General features: G+C 66.5%; 25 protein-coding genes. 6 read left to right on the forward strand and 19 right to left on the reverse strand.

What is annotated here, in order from left to right; translation table 11 throughout:
* Nucleotides 1–113: 113 nt before the first annotated feature.
* Genes AC1D0P_RS00920 through creC form a run of 4 tightly spaced genes read left to right on the forward strand, consistent with a single transcriptional unit; the run spans nucleotide 114 to nucleotide 3,430 of the window.
* Nucleotides 114–860 (forward strand): SDR family oxidoreductase, encoded by a 747-nt coding sequence (locus AC1D0P_RS00920; RefSeq protein WP_477674950.1) that lies wholly within the window; start codon nucleotides 114–116, stop codon nucleotides 858–860.
* 47 nt (nucleotides 861–907) lie between these two features.
* On the forward strand, nucleotides 908–1,492 hold the full coding sequence (locus tag AC1D0P_RS00925; protein WP_477674951.1) for a MarC family protein: 585 nt from the start codon (nucleotides 908–910) through the stop codon (nucleotides 1,490–1,492).
* Nucleotides 1,390–2,037, forward strand: a complete 648-nt coding sequence (locus AC1D0P_RS00930) for a winged helix-turn-helix domain-containing protein (protein WP_477675009.1) — start codon at nucleotides 1,390–1,392, stop codon at nucleotides 2,035–2,037. Before AC1D0P_RS00925 ends, AC1D0P_RS00930 begins: the two co-directional genes overlap by 103 nt.
* A 1-nt stretch (nucleotide 2,038) precedes the next feature.
* On the forward strand, nucleotides 2,039–3,430 hold the full coding sequence (creC, locus tag AC1D0P_RS00935) for a two-component system sensor histidine kinase CreC (RefSeq protein ID WP_477674952.1): 1,392 nt from the start codon (nucleotides 2,039–2,041) through the stop codon (nucleotides 3,428–3,430).
* A gap of 14 nt (nucleotides 3,431–3,444) precedes the next feature.
* Here the strand turns inward: creC and creD are convergent, their stop codons facing one another.
* The 6 genes from creD to AC1D0P_RS00965 all read right to left on the reverse strand — a co-directional run bounded on the left by creD (nucleotide 3,445) and on the right by AC1D0P_RS00965 (nucleotide 9,117).
* A complete protein-coding gene (creD, locus tag AC1D0P_RS00940; RefSeq protein ID WP_477674953.1) occupies nucleotides 3,445–4,821 on the reverse strand; it encodes a cell envelope integrity protein CreD in 1,377 nt (458 codons plus the stop codon).
* Nucleotides 4,822–4,929: 108 nt separating this feature from the next.
* Complete coding sequence (locus tag AC1D0P_RS00945; RefSeq protein WP_477674954.1) at nucleotides 4,930–5,532, reverse strand: Crp/Fnr family transcriptional regulator; 603 nt, start codon at nucleotides 5,530–5,532, stop codon at nucleotides 4,930–4,932.
* Nucleotides 5,533–5,545: 13 nt separating this feature from the next.
* Nucleotides 5,546–6,229, reverse strand: a complete 684-nt coding sequence (locus tag AC1D0P_RS00950; protein ID WP_477675010.1) for an ABC-type transport auxiliary lipoprotein family protein — start codon at nucleotides 6,227–6,229, stop codon at nucleotides 5,546–5,548.
* On the reverse strand, nucleotides 6,229–7,161 hold the full coding sequence (locus AC1D0P_RS00955; RefSeq protein WP_477674955.1) for an MlaD family protein: 933 nt from the start codon (nucleotides 7,159–7,161) through the stop codon (nucleotides 6,229–6,231). The genes AC1D0P_RS00950 and AC1D0P_RS00955 overlap by 1 nt, the downstream gene beginning before the upstream one ends.
* Before the next feature lie 34 nt (nucleotides 7,162–7,195).
* On the reverse strand, nucleotides 7,196–7,984 hold the full coding sequence (locus AC1D0P_RS00960) for an ABC transporter ATP-binding protein (protein ID WP_477674956.1): 789 nt from the start codon (nucleotides 7,982–7,984) through the stop codon (nucleotides 7,196–7,198).
* Complete coding sequence (locus AC1D0P_RS00965; RefSeq protein ID WP_477674957.1) at nucleotides 7,981–9,117, reverse strand: MlaE family ABC transporter permease; 1,137 nt, start codon at nucleotides 9,115–9,117, stop codon at nucleotides 7,981–7,983. The genes AC1D0P_RS00960 and AC1D0P_RS00965 overlap by 4 nt, the downstream gene beginning before the upstream one ends.
* A 372-nt stretch (nucleotides 9,118–9,489) precedes the next feature.
* Between AC1D0P_RS00965 and AC1D0P_RS00970 the strand changes: the two genes are divergently transcribed.
* Nucleotides 9,490–11,223, forward strand: a complete 1,734-nt coding sequence (locus AC1D0P_RS00970) for a GMC family oxidoreductase (protein ID WP_477674958.1) — start codon at nucleotides 9,490–9,492, stop codon at nucleotides 11,221–11,223.
* A gap of 28 nt (nucleotides 11,224–11,251) precedes the next feature.
* Here AC1D0P_RS00970 and AC1D0P_RS00975 read toward each other — a convergent pair whose 3' ends face one another.
* From AC1D0P_RS00975 to AC1D0P_RS01010, 8 genes are all read right to left on the reverse strand, one after another.
* Nucleotides 11,252–11,710, reverse strand: coding sequence for a MarR family winged helix-turn-helix transcriptional regulator (locus AC1D0P_RS00975; protein WP_477674959.1), 459 nt, complete (start codon nucleotides 11,708–11,710; stop codon nucleotides 11,252–11,254).
* Between the two features lie 109 nt (nucleotides 11,711–11,819).
* The gene (locus AC1D0P_RS00980) at nucleotides 11,820–12,806 is read right to left on the reverse strand and encodes a Bug family tripartite tricarboxylate transporter substrate binding protein (RefSeq protein WP_477674960.1); all 987 of its coding nucleotides are present in this window, start codon (nucleotides 12,804–12,806) and stop codon (nucleotides 11,820–11,822) included.
* Nucleotides 12,807–12,902: 96 nt separating this feature from the next.
* Nucleotides 12,903–13,322, reverse strand: a complete 420-nt coding sequence (locus tag AC1D0P_RS00985) for an acyl-CoA thioesterase (protein ID WP_477674961.1) — start codon at nucleotides 13,320–13,322, stop codon at nucleotides 12,903–12,905.
* Nucleotides 13,323–13,327: 5 nt separating this feature from the next.
* Nucleotides 13,328–14,113: an SDR family NAD(P)-dependent oxidoreductase gene (locus AC1D0P_RS00990; RefSeq protein WP_477674962.1), complete on the reverse strand. Its 786-nt coding sequence runs from the start codon at nucleotides 14,111–14,113 to the stop codon at nucleotides 13,328–13,330.
* A 30-nt stretch (nucleotides 14,114–14,143) separates the two neighbouring features.
* Entirely contained in the window at nucleotides 14,144–15,394 is a 1,251-nt protein-coding gene (locus AC1D0P_RS00995) for a thiolase family protein (protein ID WP_477674963.1), read from the reverse strand.
* Between the two features lie 34 nt (nucleotides 15,395–15,428).
* A complete protein-coding gene (locus AC1D0P_RS01000) occupies nucleotides 15,429–17,288 on the reverse strand; it encodes a feruloyl-CoA synthase (RefSeq protein ID WP_477674964.1) in 1,860 nt (619 codons plus the stop codon).
* 93 nt (nucleotides 17,289–17,381) lie between these two features.
* Complete coding sequence (locus tag AC1D0P_RS01005) at nucleotides 17,382–18,155, reverse strand: crotonase/enoyl-CoA hydratase family protein (RefSeq protein ID WP_477674965.1); 774 nt, start codon at nucleotides 18,153–18,155, stop codon at nucleotides 17,382–17,384.
* Nucleotides 18,156–18,383: 228 nt separating this feature from the next.
* Complete coding sequence (locus AC1D0P_RS01010; RefSeq protein ID WP_477674966.1) at nucleotides 18,384–19,217, reverse strand: phosphate/phosphite/phosphonate ABC transporter substrate-binding protein; 834 nt, start codon at nucleotides 19,215–19,217, stop codon at nucleotides 18,384–18,386.
* Between the two features lie 159 nt (nucleotides 19,218–19,376).
* Between AC1D0P_RS01010 and AC1D0P_RS01015 the strand changes: the two genes are divergently transcribed.
* The gene (locus AC1D0P_RS01015) at nucleotides 19,377–19,769 is read left to right on the forward strand and encodes a hypothetical protein (RefSeq protein ID WP_477674967.1); all 393 of its coding nucleotides are present in this window, start codon (nucleotides 19,377–19,379) and stop codon (nucleotides 19,767–19,769) included.
* A 10-nt stretch (nucleotides 19,770–19,779) separates the two neighbouring features.
* Here the strand turns inward: AC1D0P_RS01015 and AC1D0P_RS01020 are convergent, their stop codons facing one another.
* From AC1D0P_RS01020 to mreC, 5 genes are all read right to left on the reverse strand, one after another.
* The gene (locus AC1D0P_RS01020) at nucleotides 19,780–20,238 is read right to left on the reverse strand and encodes a hypothetical protein (protein ID WP_477674968.1); all 459 of its coding nucleotides are present in this window, start codon (nucleotides 20,236–20,238) and stop codon (nucleotides 19,780–19,782) included.
* Nucleotides 20,239–20,270: 32 nt separating this feature from the next.
* Nucleotides 20,271–21,764 (reverse strand): ammonium transporter, encoded by a 1,494-nt coding sequence (locus AC1D0P_RS01025; protein ID WP_477674969.1) that lies wholly within the window; start codon nucleotides 21,762–21,764, stop codon nucleotides 20,271–20,273.
* A 417-nt stretch (nucleotides 21,765–22,181) separates the two neighbouring features.
* Entirely contained in the window at nucleotides 22,182–24,248 is a 2,067-nt protein-coding gene (gene mrdA / locus AC1D0P_RS01030; RefSeq protein WP_477674970.1) for a penicillin-binding protein 2, read from the reverse strand.
* 190 nt (nucleotides 24,249–24,438) lie between these two features.
* Nucleotides 24,439–24,957 (reverse strand): rod shape-determining protein MreD, encoded by a 519-nt coding sequence (gene mreD / locus AC1D0P_RS01035; RefSeq protein WP_436155764.1) that lies wholly within the window; start codon nucleotides 24,955–24,957, stop codon nucleotides 24,439–24,441.
* On the reverse strand, nucleotides 24,954–25,877 hold the full coding sequence (gene mreC / locus AC1D0P_RS01040) for a rod shape-determining protein MreC (protein WP_477654324.1): 924 nt from the start codon (nucleotides 25,875–25,877) through the stop codon (nucleotides 24,954–24,956). Before mreC ends, mreD begins: the two co-directional genes overlap by 4 nt.
* Between the last annotated feature and the right edge of the window lie 28 nt (nucleotides 25,878–25,905).

Genomic DNA, 25,905 nt, shown 5'->3' on the forward strand with positions numbered 1-25,905 from the left:
GCGCCGCCGGGCGGCCGGGCGGCCGGGCGTTGCACAAGGTACGGCTTAGGGTACATTGATCCGCCAAGCCCCTGTTTTTAACCGGGATTGCCATTTTTTGCTGGAGGTGTGGTTTGTCAAAAGTTGTTCTGATCACGGGCGGCTCGCGCGGCATAGGCGCGGCGTCGGCCCTGCTGGCGGCGCGCCAGGGCTGGGCGGTGGCTGTCAACTACGCCAGCAATTCGCTGGCGGCCGATGAAGTGGTGCGGCAGATCCGCCAGGCCGGCGGCCAGGCCATCACGGTCCAGGCCGACGTCGCCGATGAGGCGCAGGTGCTGGCCATGTTCGAGAAAGTGGATGCCAAGCTCGGCCGGCTGGACGGCCTGGTCAACAACGCCGGCGTGGTGGACCGCACCACCCGCGTCGACGCCATGACCCTGGCGCGGCTGCGGCGCATGTTCGAGATCAATGTGTTTGGCTCTTTCCTCTGCGCGCGCGAGGCCGTCAAGCGCATGAGCACCCGCCACGGCGGCGCGGGCGGCTCCATCGTCAACGTCTCCAGCGCGGCGGCGCGGCTGGGCGCCCCGGGCCAGTATGTGGACTACGCGTCCGCCAAGGGGGCCATCGACACCTTCACCGTTGGACTGGCCAAGGAAGTCGCCACCGAGGGCATACGCGTGAACGCCGTGCGCCCCGGCATCATTGACACCGACATCCACGCCTCGGGCGGCCTGCCCGACCGCGCCCGCGAGCTGGCGCCCCAGGTGCCCATGCAGCGGCCGGGTACCGCCGACGAGGTAGCGGAGTCCATTGTCTGGTTGCTCGGCGACAATGCAAGCTATACAACAGGCGCCCTGCTAGACGTAGCAGGGGGCAGGTAGGGATGGCCCCACCGCGCTTGCCACTGAGTTGTCATTAAGGAAGAACGATGGATTTCAAACCGCTTGTCACGCTGCTGGCCATCGTCAACCCGCTGGCCATCGTGCCCTTTTTCATCCACTACACGCAGGATTTTTCCGACGAGCAGCGCCGCCGCACCGTGTTGGTGGCCTCTTTCACGGCCTTTGTCGTGATTGCGATCAGCGCGCTGCTGGGCTTGCAGATCCTCGACTTCTTCAGCATCTCGCTGGCGAGTTTCCAGGTGGGCGGCGGCATGCTGCTGCTGATCAGCTCCATGAACATGCTGAACGCCCAGCCGGCCGAAGCCAAGCCCCAGACCAACGAAATGGAAGACGGCGCGGCCAAGGCGGCGCGCGGTGCCAGCATCGCCGTGGTGCCGCTGACGATCCCGCTGCTGACCGGTCCAGCCACCATGTCCACGGTCGTGATCTATGCCGAAAAAGCCAAGACCGCCCTGCAGCTATCCATGCTGGTCGGCTACGGCATCGTGATCGCCCTGGCCACCGCGATCTGCTTTTCGCTGGCAGAGCCGATTGCCCGCGTGCTGGGCAAGACTGGTATCTGCTTAGCGATGCCCGCGCTCAAATCAGCCGGCAGCCGCCCGACGCCGTGATCCTCGACGTGGGCCTGCCCGACGGCAGCGGCCTGGATTTTTGCCGCGAGCTGCGCGCCGCCGGCAGCCTGCCGGTGCTGATGCTCAGCGCCCAGGGCGAAGAGATTGACCGCGTCCTGGGGCTGGAGCTGGGCGCCGACGACTACGTGAGCAAGCCCTTCAGCCCGCGCGAATTGCTGGCGCGCGTGCGTAGCCTGCTGCGGCGCACGCGCATGCCGGCCCCCGCGCCGGCGCTTGCGGGCAACCCTTTCGAAATCGACCTCGCGGGCCAGCGCGTGAGCCTGCACGGCCGCCCGCTCAACCTGACGCGCCGCGAGTTCGGCCTGCTGGCCGACCTGCTGCGGCATCGTGGCCGCATCCGCTCACGCGATGACTTGCTGGGCGCGGTCTGGGGAACGGACTCGGACAGCACGGACCGCACAGTGGACACCCACATCAAGACCCTGCGGGCCAAACTGCAGGAAATAGCGCCGGGGCATGACTGCATCACAACGCATCGCGGTATGGGCTATTCCTTGGACATAGACCGCGCCAAAGGGAATTGAGATGCGCCTGGGCATACGCCTGCTGTTCGGTTTTTTCCTGGTCACCGGGCTGGCGGCGGTTTTCACGCTGCGCGTCTTTGTGGCTGAAGTGAAACCCAGCGTCCGCGAAGTCATGGAAGACATGATGGTGGACACCGCCAACATCCTGGCCGAGCTGGCCGGCGACGACCTGGCGGCCGGCGCCATTGCCGAAGGCCGCTTTGCCGGCCATGTGCGCAACTACGCCAGGCGGCCGATCGACGCGCAGATCTGGGGCCTGGCCAAGCAGTCGCTGGATTTCCGTGTTTACATCACCGACGCGGGCGGCAAGGTGGTGTTCGATTCCGAGAACGTGGCGACCGGCCAGGATTATTCGCGCTGGCGCGACGTGGCCCTGACCCTGCGCGGCGAATACGGCGCGCGCGCCACCCGCGAGGTGCAGCAGGACGACCGCACCTCGGTGATGTACGYGGCCGCACCGGTGCAGCGGGACGGAAAGATCATCGGCGTGCTGACCGTCGCCAAGCCGATGTCCACCATCCAGGCCTTCATAGACCGGGCCGAGCGGAAAATCCTGCTAAGCGGCGCGCTGCTGCTGGTGCTGTCGCTGGCCATCGGCGTGGCCGTGACGCTGTGGGTGGTGTGGAGCATTCGCAAGCTGCGCCGCTATGCCAACGCCGTCGGCCAGGGCGGCAAACCCGCGGTTCCGCAGATATCGGGCGAGCTTGGCGAGCTGGCCATGGCAGTCGATGCCATGCGCCTGAAGCTCGAGGGCCACGAGTACATAGAAGATTACGTGCGCGCGCTGACGCACGAGCTCAAGAGCCCGATCGCCGCGATCCGCGGCGCGGGCGAGCTGCTGCAGGACGAGCTTCCCGAAGACGCGCGCCGCGAGTTTTCGGGGCAGGTACTGGCCCAGTCCGCCCGCATGCAGGCGCTGGTGGACCGCATGCTCGAGTTGACGAAGCTGGAGCAGCGCCATGCACAGGTAGAGCGCGAGCGCCTTTTGTGGGCCGGCGTCCTCAAGCCCTTTGAGGCGGCGGGCGGCCGGGCCCAGCATGTCGTCAAAATCGTAATCAGCCCGGAACATGCCGGCGTGCATGCGGAGCCCGGCCTGCTGGGCCTGGCGCTGAGCAACCTGCTCGAAAACGCGCGCTCGTTCGCGCCCCAGGGCTCGACCATCACGCTGGAGGCCGGGCCGGATCGCATCGCCGTACAGGACAGCGGCCCCGGCGTGGCCGACTACGCCCTGCCCCGGCTGGGCGAACGCTTCTTTTCGACGGTACGCCCCGACGGCCACACCAAGGGCTCGGGCCTGGGGCTGGCCATCGTGCGGCAGATCATGCAGCTGCATGGCGGCCGCATGGTAGTGCGCAACACCCGGCCCGGCCTGCGGGTCGAGCTGTACTTCTAGCCTGGCCGCGCCCATCACCCTGCCACCTTCGCAGGCCCAGGTTTGGCCGGTTCGGCCTGCTTGAAGCGTGCATACCAGTCCACGCGGCGCGTCAGCATCATGATGGCGGCGAGYACGGCGAACAAGGCCACGGCGCCCAGCAGCAAGGCGGTTTGCTCCATCCGCAGCAAGACAAACAGCATGCCGTACAGCGTGGCGATGCCCAGGCCGAAGGGCAGGCCGCGCGACCAGCGGCCTAGCATGTGGCTGGCGTAAAAGGTGAGCAGCAGCACGCAGGCCGTCGAAGCAATGGCGTAGGCGGTTTCAAAAGGCATGTGCTCCGAGAGGCTCACCAGCAGCAGGAAAAACATGCTCATCGCGGCGCCGACCAGCAGGTACTGGATCGGATGCACGCGCAGCGATTTCATGAACTCGAACAGCCCCACCGCTAAAAAGGTGAGGCCGATGAACAACAGGCCGTACTTGGTGGCCCGGTCACTGAGCGCATAGGTGTTGGAAGGATCGACAAAGGTCACGTTGAAAGCCTCGACGCAACCGCTGGGGACCGAGCCGTCGCTGTAGGACGGGCAAACGGCCTTGCGCTTGCCCGCATCCACTTGCGTCACGTCCTGCTGCGCGGTGCTGGCCAGGGAACTGACGCGCCAACTGGCCTCAAAGCCGTCGTCCGTGATCTTGCGGTCCACCGGCAAAAACTGCCCGCCGAAACTCGGGTGCGGCCAGTTGGAGGTGATCTGCACCCGGGTGTCACCGCCCAGCGGCACGACTGAAATGCTTTCGGTGCCCACCAACTCCAGCGTCAGCTGTGCCTGCAGCGGCGCCGCGCCCACCATGGTGATGGGCAATGGCGCGTGCACGCCGCGCGGGTAGCTGCCGTAAAAAGTACCGGGTTTGAGCACCAACACCTGCTCACCGATTTTCACGCTGGCATGCCGGATGCCGCGCGAGTCGGACACAGCCATCATCAACAGCGGCTGGCCGCAATTCATGCGCGAACCGGCATGCTCGGACACGGGCTTGAGCACTTCGGTGTCGGTCCATTCAGCCACGATGTCGGCTTTGAGGTTAAACACCTGCGTCGCATGCAGGCCGCGGGCGCGCGCCTCGAGCTTGCTGCCGCCCTTGAGCGTGAGGGAGGCCGGTGCCGCCACCAGCAGGAATTCACGGCGCTCGGTCTGCACCTTCTTGCCCTCATACTTGACGTCCCATTCCTCGGTACAAGCCCGATGGATCAGCGGGCCCGTCAAAGTCTGCGGGCCGGCCAGGCTCTGCGCCACGCTCTGGATAGCAATCTGCCGGTAGGTCTGGCGGTCGTGCACCACTCCGCTGATCTGGAACAAGGCGAGGACCAGCAAGACCAGCACCAGTGCCAGCGCGAGGAGTTTTTGTTTCATGGCTTCCTTTCGTTTGAACAACGAGAGGAAGTGTGCAAACCCTGTGTGAGGCCAGGATGAGATCCGGGCCGCCTCTGTGAAGCGAGAGTGAAGAAGCCGGGGAAAGCGTCAGTGCGGGTGCACCTGCTCCGGCGCCTGGGCGGCCGCTTGACGGCGTATCAATTTGACCAGCTGGTTGCTGGTGTTGCGCAGGCGCTGCGCCATCATCTGCGTAATCTTGACCAGCAGCTTGGCGCCCACGCCGGGATGGTCGCGGATCAGCAAGGCGATTTCGTGGCGGCCCCAGACGCCGGCCTCGACCGCCTCGATGGCGGTGCAGGTGGCGTAGCGCGGCTCGCTGTCGAGCATGGACATATCGCCGATCGCCGCGCCGCCGCGCACCACCGCCACGCGCGACACCGCCGCTTCGGCGCCGCCATCAGCCTCGGCCTGGGCTGCATCGGCCGGCGACTCCAGGCGCTTGGTGACGTCGACCGTGCCCTTGAGGATCAGCATCATCCAGTCGCCGGCCTCACCCTCGCGGATCATCACCTGGCCCGGCTCGGCGCGTACCAGCAGCATGGACGCACCCAGGATGTCGGCCTCCGCGGGCGTGAAATCCTGCAGCAGCTGCGAGGTCTGCAGCAGGTCGGGGCCGTAGGCGCTCAGGCGTTCGCAGCAGCCGAAGACGTGCAACCCGGCGGCGTCCAGTTGTTCTTCCAGCGTTTTCATGGCGCAGGGCGCGTCAGCGCGCGGGGGTTTGCTGCAGCCACTGGTCGATCTCCTCGATGGCCGCGTCGGTGGCCGCCGTCAGGGCCTGGACGCCGCCGGGCGCGTCGCTGCTGGGTGCGGGCCGCTGCACGATGACGTTGCGCTGGCCGACCAGCTTGTCGCCGGCCGGCGTGACTTCCACCAGCGTGGCGCGCAGCCGGATCAGGCCGACGCTGGTATTGGGCGCGGTGAACAGGTGGCTGAATTCCTCGAGGTCCAGGCGCAGCAGCAGCGGCAGCACCGCGTTCTGGCTGCGGTTCAGCGCCACACTGGCCCCGGCGTCGAACACGGCGCGGCGCTGGCCCAGTTGCAGGCGCACGCGCTGGCGCACCAGTTGCGCGGGCGGCATGCTCCAGCGCGCCTGCGAATAGGGGCGCAGCTGCTGCGCGTCGGCATAGCTCAGGCGGTATAGCACGGCCATGTTGTCCAGCACGCCGCCCGGGGTCGAGACGTCGTCCAGGGCCAGCGCGGGCAACGGCGCCTGGCGCGTCGTGGGCGGTGTCGCGAGCGGGCCCGGCCCGAAGTCGTACATGGTGGCGCGCGTCGGCTTGTCGGGCAGGCCCGAGCAGGCGCCCAGCGCCAGGGCGGCCAGCAGCGCGCACACCAGGCCGGCGGCCCGCGATGATAGTTTGGAAGACGGTTGAGGAAAAGCGCGCATCATTTTTTCACTCCAGAGGCGGAAAAGCCGGGTTCGCCCGGCCCGGGCACAGGCGGGCCGTTGCCGAAGATCAGCGACTGCGGGTTGTCGTCGACCGCGCTCACGGTGCGGCGCAGCTGGCGCATGGCGCGCGCGGTTTCGTCGGCGACCTCCCCGAGCTTGGGCAGCGTGCCGGCGCTGAAGGTTTCCACGCCCGCGGCCAGCGCGGTCCCTCCTTCGGACAGCTTGTCGAGCGGCCCGCCTTTTTCATTGAGGCGCGTGGCGGTCACACTGATGTCGTCCGCGGCGGTCTTGACGGAGTTCAGCGTGGCCGTGGTGTTGCGGGACAGGGCCGGCAAGGAGGCCACCGTCGGCTCCAGGCCTTTGGCGACACGGTCTATGCTGCCGGCGGCATCGCCGAGCTGCTTGACGGCCGCCGTCAGGGCCTGCTGGTTGTCGTCGGACAGCAGCTTGTTCAACCGCGTGCTGGCTTCCTCAACCTGGTTGAAGATCACCTCGCTTTGCTTGAGCAGCTTGTCCAGGCCGCCGGGCTTGAGCGGGATACGCGGCGGATCGTCATCGTTGACGGCCAGGCGTTCGGCCGACTTGCCGTCGTCGTCGAGCTGGATGAAACCCAGCCCGGTGACGCCCTGCGAGGCCACGGTGGCGAAAGTGGACTTGGTGACGGGCGCGCTGCGGTCTATGGACACGCGGATCAGCACATTGCCCTTGACCTTGGTATCGAAGCCTATGAGCTCGACCTTGCCCACCGGCACGCCGCGAAAACGCACCGCCGCCTGCGGCTGCAGGCCGGAGACGGTTTCGCCGGTGCTCATGTCGTAGAGGTCGCGCTGGGTGTTGTCGCGCGTGAGCCAGATCGCCAGCAGGGCCAGCAGGRCGGTGACCACCAGTACAAATGCACCGGCGGCCATGGCATGGGCTTTGTTTTCCATGGTCAATGCCTCTCTTCAAATTGAGGATGTGTGCTCATACAGTAAAGGGATACTCGCGCAGTAACTCCATCGCGCGCTGCCCCCTTTCGCCGAGGAAAAATTCGTGGATGAAGGGGTGCGGAAAAGCCACCACCTCCTTGGGCACATCGTTGACGATGACCTTCTGCTCGGCGAGCACCGCGATGCGGGTGCTGAGCTCGAACAGCGTGTCCAGGTCGTGCGTCACCATCACCACCGTGAGTTCCATGTCGCGGTGCAGTGAGCGCAGCAGCGAGACGAAGCTGTCGGAGCTTTCCGGGTCCAGCCCGGCGGTGGGCTCGTCGAGCAGCAGCAGCGGCGGGTCCATGATCAGGGCGCGTGCCAGCGCCACCCGCTTGACCATGCCGCCCGAGAGGTCGCTGGGCATCTTGTCGGCCGCGTCGGGGCCCAAGCCCACCATCTGCAGCTTGACCATGGCCGCCTCATGGACCAGCGCGCGCGGCAAAGTCTTGAGTTCGCGCAGCGGAAAGGCGATGTTCTCCAGCACGGTGAAGGCCGAGAACAGCGCCCCCTGCTGAAACAGCATGCCGACGCGGCTGGCCGCGCCCTGCTTGCCGAGCTCGGCCGCCGGCCGGCCCAGCACGGTGATCTCGCCCTGCGTCGGCTTCTCCAGGCCCAGCATCTGGCGCAGCAGCACTGTCTTGCCGGTACCCGAACCGCCGACCAGGGACAGCACCTCGCCGCGCTGCACGCTGAGGTCCAGGTCCTTGTGCACCACGGCTTTTTTCTCGCCGTTGGGGAACACGGTCCAAAGTTTTTTGATGTCGACGATGGCTTCACTCATATACCGACACTTTTAAAGAGAACGGCGAACAGAGCATCGACCAGGATCACGACGGTGATGGAGGTCACCACCGAGGCCGTCGTCCCCTGCCCCAGGCTTTCGGTGTTGGGCTTGACGCGCAGGCCGTAGTGGCAGCCGATCAGCGCGATCAGCACGCCGAACACCACCGACTTGGCTGTGGCCAGCGAGAGGTTGGCCACGTCGACCGCGGCCGGCAGCGAATTGATGAAGTAGGCCGGTGTGACATCCATCGAAATGTCGGCCGCCAGCATGCCGCCCAGCAAGGCGGCGATGGTGGTCCAGACGCTGATCAGCGGCATCACCACCGCCAATGCCAGCGCGCGTGGCATGACCAGGCGAAAGCCGCGCGGGATGCCCATGACGCGCATGGCATCGAGTTCCTCGGTGACGCGCATCACGCCGATCTGCGCGGTAATGGCCGAGCCGCTGCGCCCGGCGATCAGGATGGCGGCCAGCACCGGACCGAGTTCGCGGATCAGCGAGATGCCCAGGATGTTGACGATGAAGGCGTCGGCGCCAAACTGGCGCAGCTGCTGCGAGATCAGGTAGGCCAGCACCACACCGATCAGGAAGCCCACCAGCGCGGTGATCGGCAGCGCGGTGGCGCCGATATGAAACAAGTGGCCCGAGAGGTCGCGCCAGGGACCTTCATGCGGACGCCGTACCAGGCGGATGATGTCCAGCAACAGCTGCCCGATCAGGCGCACCAGGCCCTTGAGGTGGTCCAGCAACCGCAGCACGCGGGTGCCCAGCAGGATGAAGGGTTCGCTCCAGTCGGTCTTTCGGGGTTTGGGCGGGTCGGTGCTGAATTTGGCGACGGTTTCCAGCACCGCGCGCTGGCTGGGCTCGGCCTGCAGCTGCGCCGGCCAGTTACGGCCCCAGTGGTTCCACAGCACCTGCGCGCCCAGGTGGTCGAGTTTGCCGACCTGTTCAAGATTCCAGCCAGCCTGAGAAGAGGAGGCGCCGCCGAATCCCTGGAGCTGCACGGTCAGCGCTTCCCACACGGCCTCACCGGTGAGGCCGGCGGCCGTCCACGCACCTTGCACGACAAACAGCCGGCCTTGCGGCGTGTCCTGCTGTTCGATGCGGGGCGTGGAGTCTTCCATAAGCATTCAGTCAAGCCAGGCGCGAACCGGCAGTTTGCAATGTACGAAACACAAAGTTGCATGGTAACTGCTGAAAACACCATTGCCGACCGTGCGCCAACCGCTGTCGCCTTGGTCCTACACCAGGACTCGGCCCTCATCTGCGCGGCGCTCTTGGTCCCTCCCCCACTGGGGGAGGGCGGGGTGGGGGCTGGCGGCTTCAAAACACCTCCGGCGCGATATCAAGCGCCGCCGGGGGTGCCACAATCGGCCATGCTGCGGCGGTCAGCCCCGCGTTAGGCTGGGCTGGCAGGATGGGGCCACGCAGCGTGTTTCGGCCGCTGCCGCCAACCCGGCTTCCGCGAAAAACACCGCCTAGAACAAAGAGACAAGACACCCATGCAAGACGAAAGCCAGGTTTTTGACTACATCATCATCGGCGCCGGCACGGCGGGCTGCCTGCTGGCCAACCGCCTGAGTGCCGACGCGTCCAAGCGGGTGCTGCTGATCGAGGCAGGCCGCAAGGACGACTACCACTGGATTCACATCCCGGTGGGCTACCTGTACTGCATAGGCAACCCGCGCACCGACTGGCTTTACAACACCGAGCCCGACGCCGGCCTCAACGGCCGGGCGCTGCGCTACCCGCGCGGCAAGACCCTGGGCGGCTGCTCCAGCATCAACGGCATGATCTACATGCGCGGCCAGGCGCGCGACTACGACCAGTGGGCGCAGCTGACCGGAGACATGGCCTGGCGCTGGGAAAACTCCCTGCCGCATTTCAAGCTGCACGAAGACCACCACAAGGGCGCCGACGCGATGCACGGCGCGCGCGGAACGGCGCCCGAGCTGATGCAGGACAAGAGCCAGCCCTACCAGAAGCTGCTGCGCCATCACAACTCCGGCGGCGAGTGGCGCGTGGAAAAGCAGCGCCTGCGCTGGGACATCCTGGACGCATTCGCCGAAGCCGCGCAGCAGGCCGGCATACCGGCCACCAGCGACTTCAACCGCGGCGACAACGAAGGCGTGGGCTACTTTGAAGTCAACCAGAAGAACGGCTGGCGCTGGAACACCGCCAAAGCCTTTTTGCGGCCCGCCTGTTATGCACGCCCCAACTTTGAACTCTGGAACAACGCCCAGGTCTGCAAGCTGGTGGTCACGCCGCAGCCGGACGGCAGCCAGCGCTGCACAGGCGTTGAAGTGTGGGCGGGCGATGAGCGCGTAACCGCGCATTCGACGCGCGACTCAGGGCACATGGGTGAGGTCATCCTCTGCGCGGGCAGCATAGGGTCGCCGCAAATCCTGCAGCTCTCGGGCATAGGCCCGGCGGCCCTGCTGCAACAGCACGGCATCCCGGTGCTGCAAGACCTGCCCGGCGTGGGCGCCAACCTGCAGGACCACCTGCAGATCCGCTCGGTCTACAAGGTGCAGGGGGACAAGCGCTGGGGCCTGTCGCTCAACACCATGGCCAACACGCTCTGGGGCAAGGCCCGCATCGGGCTGGAATACGCACTGCGCCAGACCGGGCCTATGAGCATGGCGCCCTCGCAGCTGGGCGCGTTCACGCGCAGCTCACCCGACCAGCCCTATCCCAACATCGAGTACCACGTGCAGCCGCTGTCGCTCGAGGCTTTCGGCGAGCCGCTGCACGGTTTCAACGCCTTCACCGCCAGTGTCTGCAACCTCAACCCGACCAGCCGGGGCACGGTGCACATCAAGAGCGGCCGCTTCGAGGATGCGCCGGCGATTGCGCCCAACTACCTGAGCACGGCGGAAGACCGCAAGGTGGCGGCCGATTCGCTGCGCGTGACGCGCAACATCGTGGGCCAGAGCGCGCTAGCCAAATACCAGCCCGAGGAGTACAAACCCGGCGTGCAGTTCCAGACCGACGAGGAACTCACGCGGCTGGCCGGCGATATCGCCACCACCATCTTCCACCCGGTGGGCACGACGAAGATGGGCAAAGAGGACGACCCGATGGCGGTGGTGGATTCGCACCTCAAGGTGCGCGGCATTCGCGGCCTGCGCGTGGTCGATGCCGGCGTAATGCCGCTGATCACCAGCGGCAACACCAACTCGCCGACGCTGATGATCGCGGAAAAAGCGGCGGCCTGGATCCAGGCCGGAATCTGAGCAAGGGCCGCCGGGGGCCCGATGTGCTTCAGCGGTAGATTTTTTGCAGAAGGCGCATCAGCGTCTTCTTTTCCGTCGGGCTCAGGCGCTGGGTCGCTTCTGTTTCAAGGCTGACGGCGGTGCCTTCCGCTTCGCGCATCAAGGCCTGGCCCGCATCGGTCAGGTAAAGCCCCACGGCACGGCCGTCCTGCGGGTGCGGCCTGCGGTGCACTAGCTCGCGCTTTTCCAGCGCGACGATTTTCCCGACGAGATTGGGCGGCAGGATGCTCAGCGCGCCGCACAGCTGGCGCGAGGTGATGCCGGGGTTGTGCGTGATCAAGGACAGGATCGAAAAATCCACATGCCGGAGGTCGTAGAYCGCCATGCGCTTGCTGAACAATTCAATGACCTTGAGGGAGGCGCGCGTGGCGTTGTAGCCCATCAAGGTTTCGAGATAGGAGGTATCAACCTCCTCTACCGCCGGAGCGGGTTTGGGCGACGCGGGCATAAGGGATCAGGGCGCTTTCGTTATCTGGCAACGCTGCTGCACAGGCATGATGCCAGGCTAGCCCCGATTATGCCAATGCCGCCCGGACCGGCCCGCCAGGGCCGGGGTATCAGGATTCCGCGGTGAAGCCGACTTTTTTGATCAGCGGGCCCCAGCGATCAAACTCGCGCTTCTGGCTGAACGCCATGTCGTCCGCGGTGCCGCCGTAGGGAATCAGCCCGACCACCGTGAGCGAATCGATGACGGATTTGTCGCGGATGGCGGCATTGATGGCGGCGTTGGCCGCGGCCACCATGTCGGCGGGCGTTTTCGCGGGTGCGTAGAAACCGAACCACTCCTCCACCGTCAGGTCGGCAAAACCCTGCTCGGCGAAGGTTGGCACTTCAGGCACGAAGGGCGAGCGCTGCTTTCCCGAGGTGGCCAGGATGCGCAGCTTGCCGGCCTTGTGGTTGGGGATGAAATCGCCGTGAGGCGTGACCATCGCGGCGAGCTGGCCGCCGACCACATCCGTCACGCCGGGCACCGAGCCGCGGTAGGGCACGTGCTTGAGCTCCACCTGGTTGTTCAGGCCCAGCAAGGCGCCGATGAAGTGCGGGGTCGACCCGGCGGCGGGCGAGCCGTAGCTGGCATCCTTCGGGTTGGCCCGGGCCCAGCCGAGAAAGTCATGCACGGTCTTGACCGAGGCCGGCACCAGCGGCCCGACGGCCAGCCCATGGTGGATCATGGAGGCGGTCCCCACCGCGACGAAATCCGAGGGGTCGTAGGACAGCTTTTTGTAGATGTGCGGGTACAGCGACAGGCAGGAGAACGGCGTCATCGCCAGCACGGAGCCGTCCGCCGGCGCCGTCTTGAGCAACTCCAGCGCGATACGCCCGCCGGCGCCGGTCTTGGTTTCGACGATGCCGTTATTTTTGGAATAGGCGGTGCCGCCGAAACGGTCGCCCACACGGCGCGCGCAGATGTCGCCCGCGCTGCCGGCCGGAAAGCCGTAGAGGATCTTGACCTGTTCGAGCGCCCGCGCCAGCGCCGGGAAAGGCGCGAGGGCGGCCGCCGAGAGCGCCGCGGCGCCCTGTACGAAATGACGACGTGTTTGCATGAGATGTCTCCTTGTAGTAGTTAAGTCCACGGGTCGAAAAGCAAAATCCAAGAAGCACCAGGGGCCGTGCACCCCGGGCGCGTCAGCTGCGCCCGCTCAACTGCATTGGCCGCGGATGTCGGGGGGCACGGCTATTGCCTTCATACGGTCCGGTTTGTCGGGATGGCGTATGCAGAAGGCGCGGGTTTCCAAGCCCTCGCAGATCAGGTCCTCACCGCGCCGGATCACGTGTTTCTGGATAAACACCTTGTCCCGCCACTCCTGCACGCTGGTGTGGATGCTCAGCGTTTCGCCGTAGGTGGCGGGCTGGCTGAAGCGGGTGTTGATCTCCAGCAGGGGCGTGCCGACGATGCCGGTGGTCTTGACCAGCTCCCGCCAGGGCGGCACGCCGCATGCGGCGAAAAAATTCAGCGAGGCGGCGTCCATCCAGCGTGAGAAGTTGGGGAAAAACACGATCCCCGCGGGATCGCAGTCGCCGAACGCGACCTTCACTTCATAGACCACGGTTTTTTCCATGGGGCTCACCTTGGCGCCATGCGCAGCGCACCGTCCAGGCGGATCACTTCGCCGTTCAGGTGGTCGTTGTTGACAATATGCACGGCCAGTTGCGCGAACTCTTCGGGCTTGCCCAGGCGCGGCGGAAAGGGAATGCTGGCGGCCAGCGAAGCCTGGACGGCTTCGGGCAATTGCGCCATCAGGGGCGTGGCGAACAGGCCGGGCGCCACCGTGCAGACGCGGATGCCGTGCTGCGCGAGGTCGCGCGCCATGGGCAGCGTCATGCCGGCCAGCCCGGCCTTGGAGGCGCTATAAGCCTGCTGCCCGACCTGGCCGTCGAAGGCGGCGACCGACGCGGTGAACATCATGACGCCACGCTGGCCGTCCTCCAGCGGGAGCAGTTTGGCGCAGGCTGCTGCAAACAGGCGGCTCGCGTTGTAGGTGCCCACCAGGTTGATGGTGATGACCTTGGCAAAGTCCTCCAGCGGCGCAGGGCTGCCGTCTTTGGCCACCACACGTTTTGCCGAACCGATGCCGGCGATGTTCATCAGGATGCGCGCCGGGCCGTGCGCGGCGGCAGCCTTGTCCAGCGCGGCCTGCATGCTGGCGCTGTCGGTGATGTCGCAGTGGCAAGCCAGTGCGGCGTCGGCGCCATGGGCCGCGCGTATGCTTTCGGCGACCTTTTCCGCATTGGCCAAGTTGATGTCCAGCACGGCGACCTTGCCGCCCAGGCGCGCGAGTTCCCGGGCGGTAGCTTCGCCCAGCCCCGAGCCGCCGCCCGTCACCAATGCCGCGAGTCCTTGAATGTTCATGTCAGTGTTCCGGAATCTGTTGGGGCAGGCTCACGCCGCCTCGGGGTTTTCAAGCAGCAGCGCGATGCCCTGGCCGCCGCCCACACAGGCGGAGGCAATGCCGTAGCGCACGCCCGCCCGCCGCATTTCCCGCGCAACGGTGATGGTGAGGCGCACACCGGTGACCGCCAGCGGATGGCCCATGGCGATGGCGCCGCCGTTGACATTGAGCTTGCCCAGGTCCAGTTCCAGCTCGCGGGCCACCGCCAGCGTCTGCGCGCCCTGGGCTTCGTTGATTTCAAAACGGCCGACCTGGTCCAGCGTCAGGCCGCAGCGCTCCAGCAGCAGGCGGATCGCGGGGGCCGGGCCTATGCCCATGATCTCGGGCGGCACACCGACCACCGCGGCGGCCACCACGCGCGCGAGGGGTTTGCCGCCCTGCGCTTTCACGTAGGCGCCGGAGGCCACCACGGCGGCCGCGGCCGCGTCCACCAGCGCAGCGCTGTTGCCGCCGGTCTGCACCCCGCCGGCATGGACCGCCCTGAGTTTGGCCAGCACCTCGACGGGGGACAGCCGCGCGTGGGTGTCCTGCGCGACTTCCGTGGCCTTGCCCTGCAGGCGTATGCCGCGCGCGGCATAGCCGGGAAGCTCAAACGCCTCGGTGACCACCGGCACGATTTCACCGGCGTGAAACCCCGCCTCCCGCGCCGCCACCGCTTTCGCAAACGAGCTGGAGGCAAATTCATCGACCGCCTCACGCGTGATGCCGTATTTCTTCGCAAGGTTTTCCGCGGTCTGGATCATGTCGATGCCGGCGGCCGAATCCTTGAGAGCCTCCCACATGAAGTCCTTGAAGCCGACCGGCGCGCCCAGCTTGAAGCCGGTTCGGTGCTCGAAGGCGGCGATCGGGTTGCGCGTCATGCTTTCGGCGCCGACCACCAGCGCCACATTCGCCGCGCCGCTCTGGATCTGCTCGCCGGCCTGCCGGAACAGCTCGAAGCCTGTGCCGCAGATGCGCTGCACCATGATGGCCGGCACTTCCACGGGCACCCCGGCATACAGGCCGATGTGGCGCGGCAGCATGAATTGTTCGAAGTCGCCCGGGGCCATGTTGCCGGCGATCACCGAGTCGATGTGGCCGGCGCTGACGCCCGAGCGCTGCAGCACGGCGCGCGCGGCCTTGATGCCGAGGTCGGTGGGCGACACGTGGCCGATGGCGCCGCAATAGTCGACCATGGGYGTTCTTACGCCGTCGAGCATCCAGACGTCCTGGAAGGCAGAGAAAAATCCTTTGTGCTGCATGCAAATCCTGCTGTGTCTATATGTATGTCGGGTGTCAGCGCGCGCGTGGTTTCAGGACGGGATGGGCGGTGTCGCCGTGCAAGGCTTCCACCAGCGCCGCGCGCTGCGTGAGGACGGCGCGCTGGTTGATGGAACCTTTGTCGGTGACCTCGCCCTTGTCGAAAGAGGGCGGCTCATGCATCAGGTGCAGGCGCGCGATGCAGCTGGCACTGCCGGTGGCACAGAGGGCGAGCTGGTCCAGCACCTCCTGGAAATGCGCCAGCACCGGCGCGCTGTCGAGCACCTGGCGCCAAGGCGCATCCGGCGGCAGCCCGGCCAGCGCGCGCACGGCCTGTGTCGGGAACACCAGCGCGCCCACCTCCTTGAGGTTGATGCCGGTGAGCACCGCGTCCTGCACATAGGGCGTACCGGCGGCGACGATCTTCGCGCGCAGGGGCCCGACGCTGACAAAGGTTCCGGTGGCGAGCTTGAAGTCCTCGGCGATGCGGCCGTCGAACTTCAGGCCCCGGTGGATGTCCGCGTCATCTATCCACTTCACGGCGTCGCCGGTGCAGAGGAAGCCGTCTTCATCGAAGGCCTGCGCCGTGTCCTGCGGCGCGCGCCAGTAGCCGGGGGAAACGTTGGGGCCCTTGTAGCGCACCTCGGTCTTGCCCTGCATGTCGACCAGCTTGAGCTCCATGCCGGGCGTGGGCACGCCCAGGTCACCGGACTTCACCTCGGGGCTGGTCACGAAGATGGCAAAGGGCGCGGACTCGGTCATGCCCAGGCCGGTCACCATGACAATGCGCTCCCCGATTTCCTTTTCCTGCGACTCGTAGAGGCTGTCCCAGACGGACTGGGCCAGCGCGGCGCCCGCGTAGAAAAACATCTTCACGCGCGACAGCAGCTGGCGCCGCAGCTGCGCGTCCGTCTTCATGGCATGGGCGATGGCCTCAAAGCCGGTCGGCACGTTGAAGTACACCGTGGGAGCGATCTCGCGCAGGTTGCGCAGCGTCTCGTGCATCAGCGCCGGCGTGGGCTTGCCGTCGTCGATGTAAAGCGTTCCGCCGTGGAACAGCACCATGCCGAAGTTGTGGTTGCCGCCGAAGGTGTGGTTCCACGGCAGCCAGTCGACCAGCACCAGCGGCTCCTCCTGCAGCACCGGCATGGACTGCGCCATCTGCTGCTGGTTGGCGCACCACATGCGCTGGGTGTTGATCACCGCCTTGGGCATCTTGGTCGATCCGCTGGTGAACAGGAACTTCACGATGGTGTCCGGCCCGGTGGCCTGCATGGCGCGCTCCACCGCGGCTGTCGCCGGTGTCGCGGCCAGGTCCGCAAAGCGCGTGCTGGCGCGCCCCTCCATCTGCCCGGCGGCCAGCACCACCTCGACGCCGGGCTCCACCGCGGCCTGGATGGCCTTGGCATAACGCTCGGCATCGGCAGCAAACACCAGGCCCGGCGTCACGGTCTTGAGCACATGGCGCAGCTTGTCGTAATCCTGGCTGACCAGCGAATACGGCGGCGACACCGGCACAAAGGGCACGCCGGCCATGAGGCAGCCCAACGCCAGCTGCGCGTGCTCCAGGCCGTTTTCGGAAAGTATCACCACGGGCCGCTCGGCGCTCAGGCCGCGGTCCAGCAATCCCTGGGCGATGCTGCGGGCCGCCGCCCAGGCCTGGGCGTAGCTGAGGTGGCACCAATCGCCCGTCGTGCCGTCCGCGAGTTTTTCGCGCCGCGCCATGAAGCTGCGTTCGGGTGCGGCCTGCGCCCAATGCCGCAGCCGGTCGGTGATGCGGGCGGGGTAATCTTTCAGGTCCTGGTCGGCACGCAGGTAGCCGACGCCGGGTGCGCCTTCGCGCAGGACGGCACGGGTCACGCCAAAGCGCAGGGGGCGGAATTTGAGGGCGCTCATGATGGTGTTGTCTCTTCTGTCTCTTTGTCTTTTCGGCTCTTTGGCTTTTCGTCTCTTTCCCGCCGGACCCTCACGCGGGCCCACCGGTGCCGCTCAGTCTTTTTTCACCTTGGCGGCCTTGCCGTCCAGGAAGTCCCTCACGCGGCCCTTGGCCTCGGGCGCGCTTTGCGCGATCGCCGCCATTAATGCTTCGGTAAAGAAGCCTTGGTCCGCGGGCTGTTCCGCGATGCGCGGCAAGGCATGCATCAGGGCATAGTTGGTCAAGGGCGCATTGGTCGCCACGCGGGTCGCCAGTTCGAGCGCCTTGTCGAACGCCTGCCCCTGCGGCACCAGGTACTGCGCCAGGCCTACACGTTCGCCGTCCTGGGCGTTGTAGACGCGGCCGGTCAGCATCATGTCGGTCATGCGCGCCGCGCCTATCAGCCGGGGAATGCGCACCGCGCCGCCGCCACCGACAAAGATGCCGCGCGAGCCTTCGGGCAGCGCGTAAAAAGTGCTCTCGTCGGCCACCCGGATGTGGCAGGCGCTCGCCAGCTCCAGGCCGCCGCCGACCACGGCGCCGTGCAGCGCGGCAATCACCGGCACGGGCCCGTACTGCAGGCGGTCCAGCGCGGCATGCCACATGCGCGAGTGGTGCAGGCCCTGGCTGGCGTCGCGCTCCTGGAGTTCACCCAGGTCGAGCCCCGCGCAGAAGTGGTCTCCTTCGCCGTGCAGCACGGCGGCGCGGGCGCCGGCGGGCAGGTTTTCAAACAGGTCGCGCAGGGCCAGCACCTGGGCGTCGCCCAGCGCATTGCGTTTGGCGGGGCGCGCCAGGCGGATCACGGCAACGTCGCCGCGCATTTCGAGTTGGAGGTGTTTTTGGGTCATTTGGAGATTTTCAGTGAGGTCGATTATGGTTATGAATGATAACTAATGCAACGAAGCGAGGCCGCTTTTTTTCAGTGAAAACCCTAGGGTTTGAGCGGGCTCGGCCAGCGGCACGGCTGACGCCGGCGCGCGGTGCAGGGTGTTGACGAGGGAAGGCGGCGGCCCGTGCCGGGCCAGGAAGACAGCAGCGGCAGCTGGGTGMCGCGCCGGAAACTGGACCTGGCTAGGCTAAATGTTCAGCCACTTGAGCAGCTCGCGCATGCGGGCTTCCGACGTGGTGTCGAACTGTTCGACGCCGATGCGTTTGAGCACGTCCTTGCCGGCATCGCTGCCGGGCAGGGCCAGCAGCTCCTCCTGGATGGCCTTGAGCTGCTCGGGCTTGATGCGCTTATGGGCCACCATCGGGAAGTAAGGCTGCGCCACGCTCTTGTGGATGATGCGGCCGCCGTCTTTTTCCCATTTCTTGGCGATGCCCGAATAAGAGGCCACGCCGCCCACGTCGGCGAACTTGTTGTCCAGGTAGAAACCGACGGCGGCCTGTTCGCGCACGAACTGCACGTTTTCCTTGTCCACCAGGATGCCCTTGTCACGCAGTTCGGCGGCGCAAAAGCGGGACATGTAGGCGATCTGCTCGGGCAGGGCGATGCGCTTGCCCTTGACGTCGTTGATGGTCTTCAGCTCGGATCCCTTGGGGGCGATGATGAAGCACTGCCCGTCGGGCTTGGTGCTGGCGATGTAGCTGTAGCCGTAGTCGCGCATGCCGCGCGCCGGGTAGTCGCTGGGGCGGGCCATCACCAGGTCGAAACGGCCGGTCTGCATGCCTTCTTCAAGCTGCTTGAATTCGCGCGCGAACACCACGCTGACCTTGGCTTTCATGGCCCGGCCTATCACCTCGGCCAGGCCCTGGTATTTGGCAATCACTTGGGCATGGTCCAGGCCGCCCGAAGTGCCTTCGCTGATGCCCAGCACCAGCTGCTGGGCCGGAGCCGGGGCCTGGGCTAGCGCGGGACCGGATCCCAGCAGGCTTGCCGCCAAGGCCAAGGTCAATGCCGTGGATGTCATTGCAGTGCGCGCCATAAGCTCCCCCTTGGTTATTGAGTTGCATGCTAAGGCTTGCGTTTGCAGCAGGCCAGTTGTGCTTACCCTTAATCGATTTTCCTTACATCCTTGCTGCGTGGCACCTGCCGCCTGGGTTCATGCGCCGATGACACAATGCGGCGCATGAAGCCGCTTCCCTCATCCTTTCCGCTGATCACCGCCCTGCTCCTGGCCCTGCCCGCCTGCAGCTCGGCGCCCAGGGCCAGCCATGACCCGCTGTCGATCGCCCGCGCGCCAGTGGCAGCCGCCATCAACGACTACCAGCGCTGCGCGGACAAGGCCCTGCTGCCGCTGAAGGACGATGCGGCCCGGTCCGTCTTTGTGCTCGCTGACACGGCTCTGGCCGCCTGCGACACCGGCCTGGAGCAGGTGCGGCGCAGCATCCTGGCGGACAACGCCGGCCACCCCTATGTGGCGGCCTTCGCGGACGAGGCCAGCGCCAATATCCGCGCGCGCACCCGCAACATGCTGGCGCACAGCCTGAACCGCGCACGGGAAGCTCGGCCGGCGCAATAAGCCGACAGATTCAGCGCAGCCCCTTCACATAGCGCGGCGCGTTCGGGTCGCGGTGCCTGCGCTCGCGCTGACCCTCTTCGCCGAAGATCGCGCCAAAGGTGGATTCGATAAAACCGGACTCCGGGTAGACCTCTTCCTCGGTGTCTATCGAGCGCGCGCTCTGGCGGTCCGGCTGGGGCGGCGGCGCCATGGCGGGTGCGGCGCGCTCCTTCACCGCCTCCGACACCAGCTGGACCAGCGGCAGGCGCGGCTTGGGGTCGGGCACGGCCATGATTTCCTCGAGCCTGTCGGCCCAGACGGCCAGGTCGGGGTGCCCCTCTTCGGCCGCCTTCTCGCGCGCAAAGCGCGCGATCTCGGCCGCGTACTCAAGGTTGCCGGCCATCCACTCGGTGTCGGTCACCCGGCCGGTCTTGCGGCGCAGCAACACGTGGAGATGGGCGGCGATGGCGATTTTTTCGCTGGAAGGCATGGTGTGTGTCCTTCAAAGTGAATGCCGGCACATCAGGTGCCAAGGCGTTCGGCATGCTGGGTGATGTCCAGGCCGTCGCTCTCCGAGGCCTCGCTGACGCGCAGGCTGACGACCAGCGAGGTGACCCACAAAGCCAGCGCCGTCATGAACAGGCTGTACAGCATGACCGCGCCCGCGCCTATGGCCTGCGTCAGCACACTGCCTTCCGCGCCCGAAATCGCCTTGCTGGCGAACACGCCCGTGAGCAGTGAGCCGACGATACCGCCCACCCCGTGCACGCCGAACACGTCCAGCGAGTCGTCGGCGTTGAGCAGGCGCTTCAGGCCGGTGGCGCCCCAGTAGCAGGCCAGCCCCGCGGCCACGCCGAACACCAGCGCCGCGCGCGGCGAGACAAAACCGGCCGCCGGCGTGATCGCGACCAGGCCGGCCACCAGGCCCGAGCACAGGCCCAGCAGCGAGGGCCGGCCGCGCACCGCCCACTCGGCCGCCATCCACGACAGCGCGCCGGCCGCGGCCGCGATGTGCGTGACCGCCATGGCCAGGCCCGCCCGGCCGTCGGAAGCCACCGCGGAACCGGCGTTGAAGCCGAACCAGCCCACCCACAGCATGCCGGCGCCGGCCATGGTCAGGCCCAGGTTGAAGGGTGTGAAGGGCTCGCGGCCGTAGCCGTGGCGCGGCCCGAGCACGTAGGCGCAGACCAGCCCGGCGATGCCGGCATTGATGTGCACCACGGAGCCGCCGGCGAAATCCAGCGCGCCCATGCGGGCCAGCCAGCCGTTGGGCTCCCAGACCCAGTGGGCGATGGGGGCATACACAGCGACCGTCCACAGCGACATGAAGATCAGCATGGCGGAAAAGCGCATGCGTTCGACGAAGGAACCGACCACCAGCGCCGCCGTGATGATGGCGAAGGTCAGCTGGAACATCGCATAGACCGATTCCGGGATGTTGGGCGCGACGTGGCTGACCGCGACCTTCTGCGCGTCCTTCACGTAATCCAGCCCGGCGAACCAGAAGCGCTCGGTGCCGCCGAAGTAGTGGCCCCAGGCACTGCTGCCGGGGGTGAAAGCGATCGAATACCCCACGGCGAACCACAGGAGGCTTACCACCGCACAAATGGCGACAACGCAGGCCATGACGTTGAGCACGCTCTTTTTGCGCACCATGCCGCCGTAAAAAAGGGCGATGCCCGGCAGCGTCATGAGCAGCACCAGTGCGGTAGAGGTCATCATCCAGGCGGTGTCGGCGCCGCTGAGGGTCTCCGCCCCCACCAGGCCCGGGCGGGTCAGGGGCGCGGGCGGCGGGGCGGATGCCGGTGCGGCGGGAACCGAAACCGCAGCCGCTGCCGCGAGAGCCGCCGGCGGTGGCGCGGGAGCGGCAACGGGCACCGGAACTTCGGTAACCACGCCGGAAGCCGCCACCGAGGGAGCGGCAGCCGGCGCGGCAGGCGCCTGCGCCATGGCCTGCTGGCAGGCTATGCCCATCCAGATCGACAAGCCCCACGCCATAACACTCTTCAGGTGCATACATGCCCGCCTTTCTTGCAGCCAGCCAACAATTGGTAACAGTCAGAAGGCAGCAGGCATAACTCATGCCAGCACTTAATAGGGAAGATTTGGGCGGTTTTCAGTGCAAATGCGTATACGCGGTGCACGCCGGGCGCCATGCTATGGCACGCCGCACCAGGGACCGTAGCCGCCCATCCGCAAAATCCCGGGGGCGGGAAACCCCCAATGCACTATGTCAGTGCGCGGGCTACATTGGACGACTTGCTGACGAGCCTTGCTGCTCGCAACGCGAGGAGCCGWGGAGACACGAGAGAGCCATTAGAAGTACACACAGGCAACAAGGCATTCCACAAGATGCCCTGCTGCAAAAAGCGCTGGTAACCCCAGCGCTTTTTTTATGCCTGTCGTTTTCCGGGGTGCCCGGCAGCCGGGAGTTCAGTCGGGATTGATGCCGGCCGCAGCCATGGGCGGGACCAGCTTGCTGAGCGCTTCGGCGATGGCCGCTGCCTTGGCCTTGGCGGCCGCCGCTGCGGCGGCGGTGGTGGGCCCGGAGGTCGGGGCTGAAAGCAGGCTGGCCATCTCGGCCGCCTGGCGCGGCTTGCCGACGGGAGCGGCGGCCAGGCCTTTTTGCACCGCCACCATGTCTTCTTCGCTGGGGTACTGGCCCAGCAGCACGTAGTCAAATACCCGGCGCGCGATGGGCGCTGCCACGCCGGCGCCCCAGCCGGCGTTTTCCACGATCACGGCTAGCGCGATCTTCGGGTCCTCGGCCGGCGCGAAGGCCATGTACACCGCGTGGTCGCGCTGGTGCTCTTCCATCTTGGCGCTGTTGTACTTGTCTTTCTGGCCTATGGTCACGGYCTGGGCGGTGCCGGTCTTGCCGCCCGAGAGGTAACCCGCGCCGGCAAACACCCGCGCCGAGGTGCCCTCCTGCGTGACGCCGACCAGCGCCTTGCGCACGATGGCCACGTTCTCCGGCTTGTAGCCCAGGTCCTCGGGCGGGCTGGCCTGCAGCGGGTGCATCACCCGCGTGACCGGGTCCTGCGTGCCGATGACCAGGCGCGGCTTGTGCTTGACGCCGCCGTTGGCCAGCGCCGCCGTGGCCTGCGCCAGCTGCAGCATGGTGAAGGTGTTGTAGCCCTGGCCTATGCCCAGGGAAATCGTTTCACCGGGATACCACCTTTGCTGCTCGGGCCGCTTGTAGGCCTTGCGCTTCCATTCCTGGCTGGGCAGCACGCCGCGCACCTCGCCGTTGATGTCGATACCCGTGATCTGGCCGAAACCCAGCGGCTTCATGAAGTCGTGCATGGCGTCCACGCCGAGCTCATTGGCCAGCGAGTAGTAATACACATTGCTGGACTTGACGATGGACCGGTACATGTCGACCGCGCCCAACGCGATGTCGCCGTGGCTGCGGAAGGTGTGGCCGCCGAAAGTCCAGGAGGCGTTGTCGTTGACGATGAAGGTCGGCGAGCGCTTGCCGGTCTGCAGCGCGGCCATGGCCATGAAAGGTTTGTAGGTCGAGCCCGGCGGGTAGGTGCCGCGCAGCGCGCGGTTGAGCAGCGGCTTGTCGATGGACTCGTTGAGCGCCTGCCAGCTCTCGGTGTCTATGCCGTCGACGAAGAGGTTGGGATCGAAGGTCGGCTTGCTCACAAAAGCCAGGACGTCGCCGGTTTTCGGGTCCAGCGCCACCAGCGCGCCGCGCCGGTCGCCGAACATGTCTTCCACCAGCTTCTGCAGGCGGATATCGAGCGACAGCATCACCGTGTTGCCTGGCGTGGCCGGGTTGCTGGCCAGCTTGCGCACCGCGCGCCCGCCGGCCGAGGTCTCCACCTGTTCGACGCCGGTGGTGCCGTGCAGCTGCTGCTCGAAGCTTTGCTCGACACCGAGCTTGCCGATGTAGTCGGTGCCGCGGTAGTTGCCCTCGTCGTCGCTGCCCTCGATGTTTTCCTTCTCGGCCTGATTGATGCGGCCTATGTAGCCGACCACATGGCTGCCGAGTTCGCCGTAGGGATAGCTGCGGAACAGCCTGGCCTTGATGTCGACGCCAGGAAAGCGAAAGCGCTGCGCCGCGAAACGCGCCACTTCCTCGTCCGTCAGCCGGGTGCGTATGGGCAGTGACTCGAAATTCTTGGACTCCTCGCGCAGGCGCTTGAAGCGCCGCTTGTCGCGCAGCTGGATATCGACCACCTTTTCCAGCGCGGCAATGGTTTCCTCGAGGTTCGCGACCTTGGACGGCGTGATCTCCAGCGTGTAGGCCGAATAGTTGGTCGCCAGCACGATGCCGTTGCGGTCCAGGATCAGGCCGCGATTCGGCACGATGGGCACGATGGCCGTGCGGTTGCTCTCGGCCTGTTCGTTCAGGTCGGCATGGCGGTACACCTGCAGGTACACCAGCCGCGCCGCCAGCAAGGCAAACGCGCACAACACCACCAGGCTGGCCACCAGCACCCGCGCGCGAAAGCGCGACAGGTCGGCTTCAACGTTGCGCAACTCAGTCATGGTGGTCCGACTCTACAACCGCCACAAAGTGCCCGCAAGACGCGCGGTTACCCCCGGAAAAGCAAAGGCGATGCGAAGCGAGCCGCCCAGGCCAACAGGGGCCGCGGGACTGGCTTTGCCAGACCGCAGGCGCAGCGGCCCCCTCGGGGGGCAGCGCATTACACGAAGTGAAAAGCGTGGGGGCCCACATCTACAGCGGTCTGTTCTGATCAGGGTCAGGCGCTCGCCGCTGCGGCACCAGCAGCAGCACGCTCACGACGGGCCACAGCAGCGCCTCGATCAAGGGCGCCAGCAGCATGACCCATCCGGGGAAAATTCCGCCGCCTATCATGCGGATCACGAGCTCCACGCCGTGTGCCATGGCGAACAGCGGCAGCACCTGCAGGGCTTGCGAAGGCACGGTGAACCAGAGCAGCCGGCGGTGGATCATGGTGGCGAAAAAGCTCAGTGCCGTATACGACAGCGCGTGCTGGCCCAGCAGCGAGGACTGGTGCACATCCATGCCCAGGCCGAACATGAAGGCCACGCCTATGCCCACGCGCAGCGGCTGGTGCACGTTCCAGAACACCAGCACCAGCGCCAGGAAGTCGGGCATCCAGGGCACGCGGCCCAGGGGCAGCATGTCCAGCAGCAGCGCCGCGATCAGGCTGCACCAGATGAACACCGGGTTGGCGGGCAGCAGCAGCTGCTGGCCGGAGCGCATGATCATTTAGCGGCCCCTTTCTTCTTGGGCGCGGCTTCAGGCGCGTCGGGCTCGGGCCGCGGCGGGATCAGGCCCGTGCCGGGCTTGACCACCATGACGTGCCGCGCGCCGGTCACCAGCGCTTGCGGCGTGCAGAAAATCTTGGCGAAAGCCGACTCGGCGCGCCGCTCGATGCGGCTGATCTTGGCCACCGGCAGGCCGGCCGGGTAGACGCCGTCCACGCCGCTGGTGGTCAGCAGGTCGCCCTGCTGCACGTCCGAGTTGCTGCCCATGAAACGCAACTCCAGGCCGCTGCCGGAGACGGTGGGGTCGCCATAGGCCACGCTGCGCGCGCCGGTGCGCACGTTGAGTACGGGAATGGCCAGGTCGCGGTCCACCAGCAGGGTGACTTCGCTGACCAGGGGGTGCACGCGCGTGACCTGCCCCAGCACGCCGGACTCGTCCAGCACCGGCGAGCCCAGGTCCACACCCTGCGCCATACCCTTGTCGATGATCACTTTTCGGGTGTAAGGGTCGGCCGCGTCATACAGCACCTCGGCGGCCATGACCGGTGTGTTGAGCTGCTCGCGCAGGCCCAGCAGCTTGCGCAAGCGGTTGTTTTCCTGGAGGAGCTGCTCTACCTGGCCGGCGCGAAGCGACTGAAGCGCCAGCTTCTTGCCGGCTTCGTCGCTGGCGGTTTTGGCCTGGTTCAGGGTGGTGAAGTACTCGCCGCTGCCGCGGACGGCGCGCACCGGCTGCAGCGCCAGCCATTGCACCGGGTACAGCGCGGTGGCCAGCACGGCGCGCACCGGCTGGGTGATGCGAAAACGGGTGTCAGCGACCATCAGGAACAACGACAAGGCGCTGAAGAACATCAGCTTGGACAGCGCCGACGGCCCCTGCTTGAAAAAGGGCGGCGGGGATCTGTCAAGGGTTCCTAAGGGCATGGTTCGCTGTCAAGCTGGCCCCGCTCCA

This window comes from Polaromonas sp. P1_G2 (assembly GCF_056405515.1).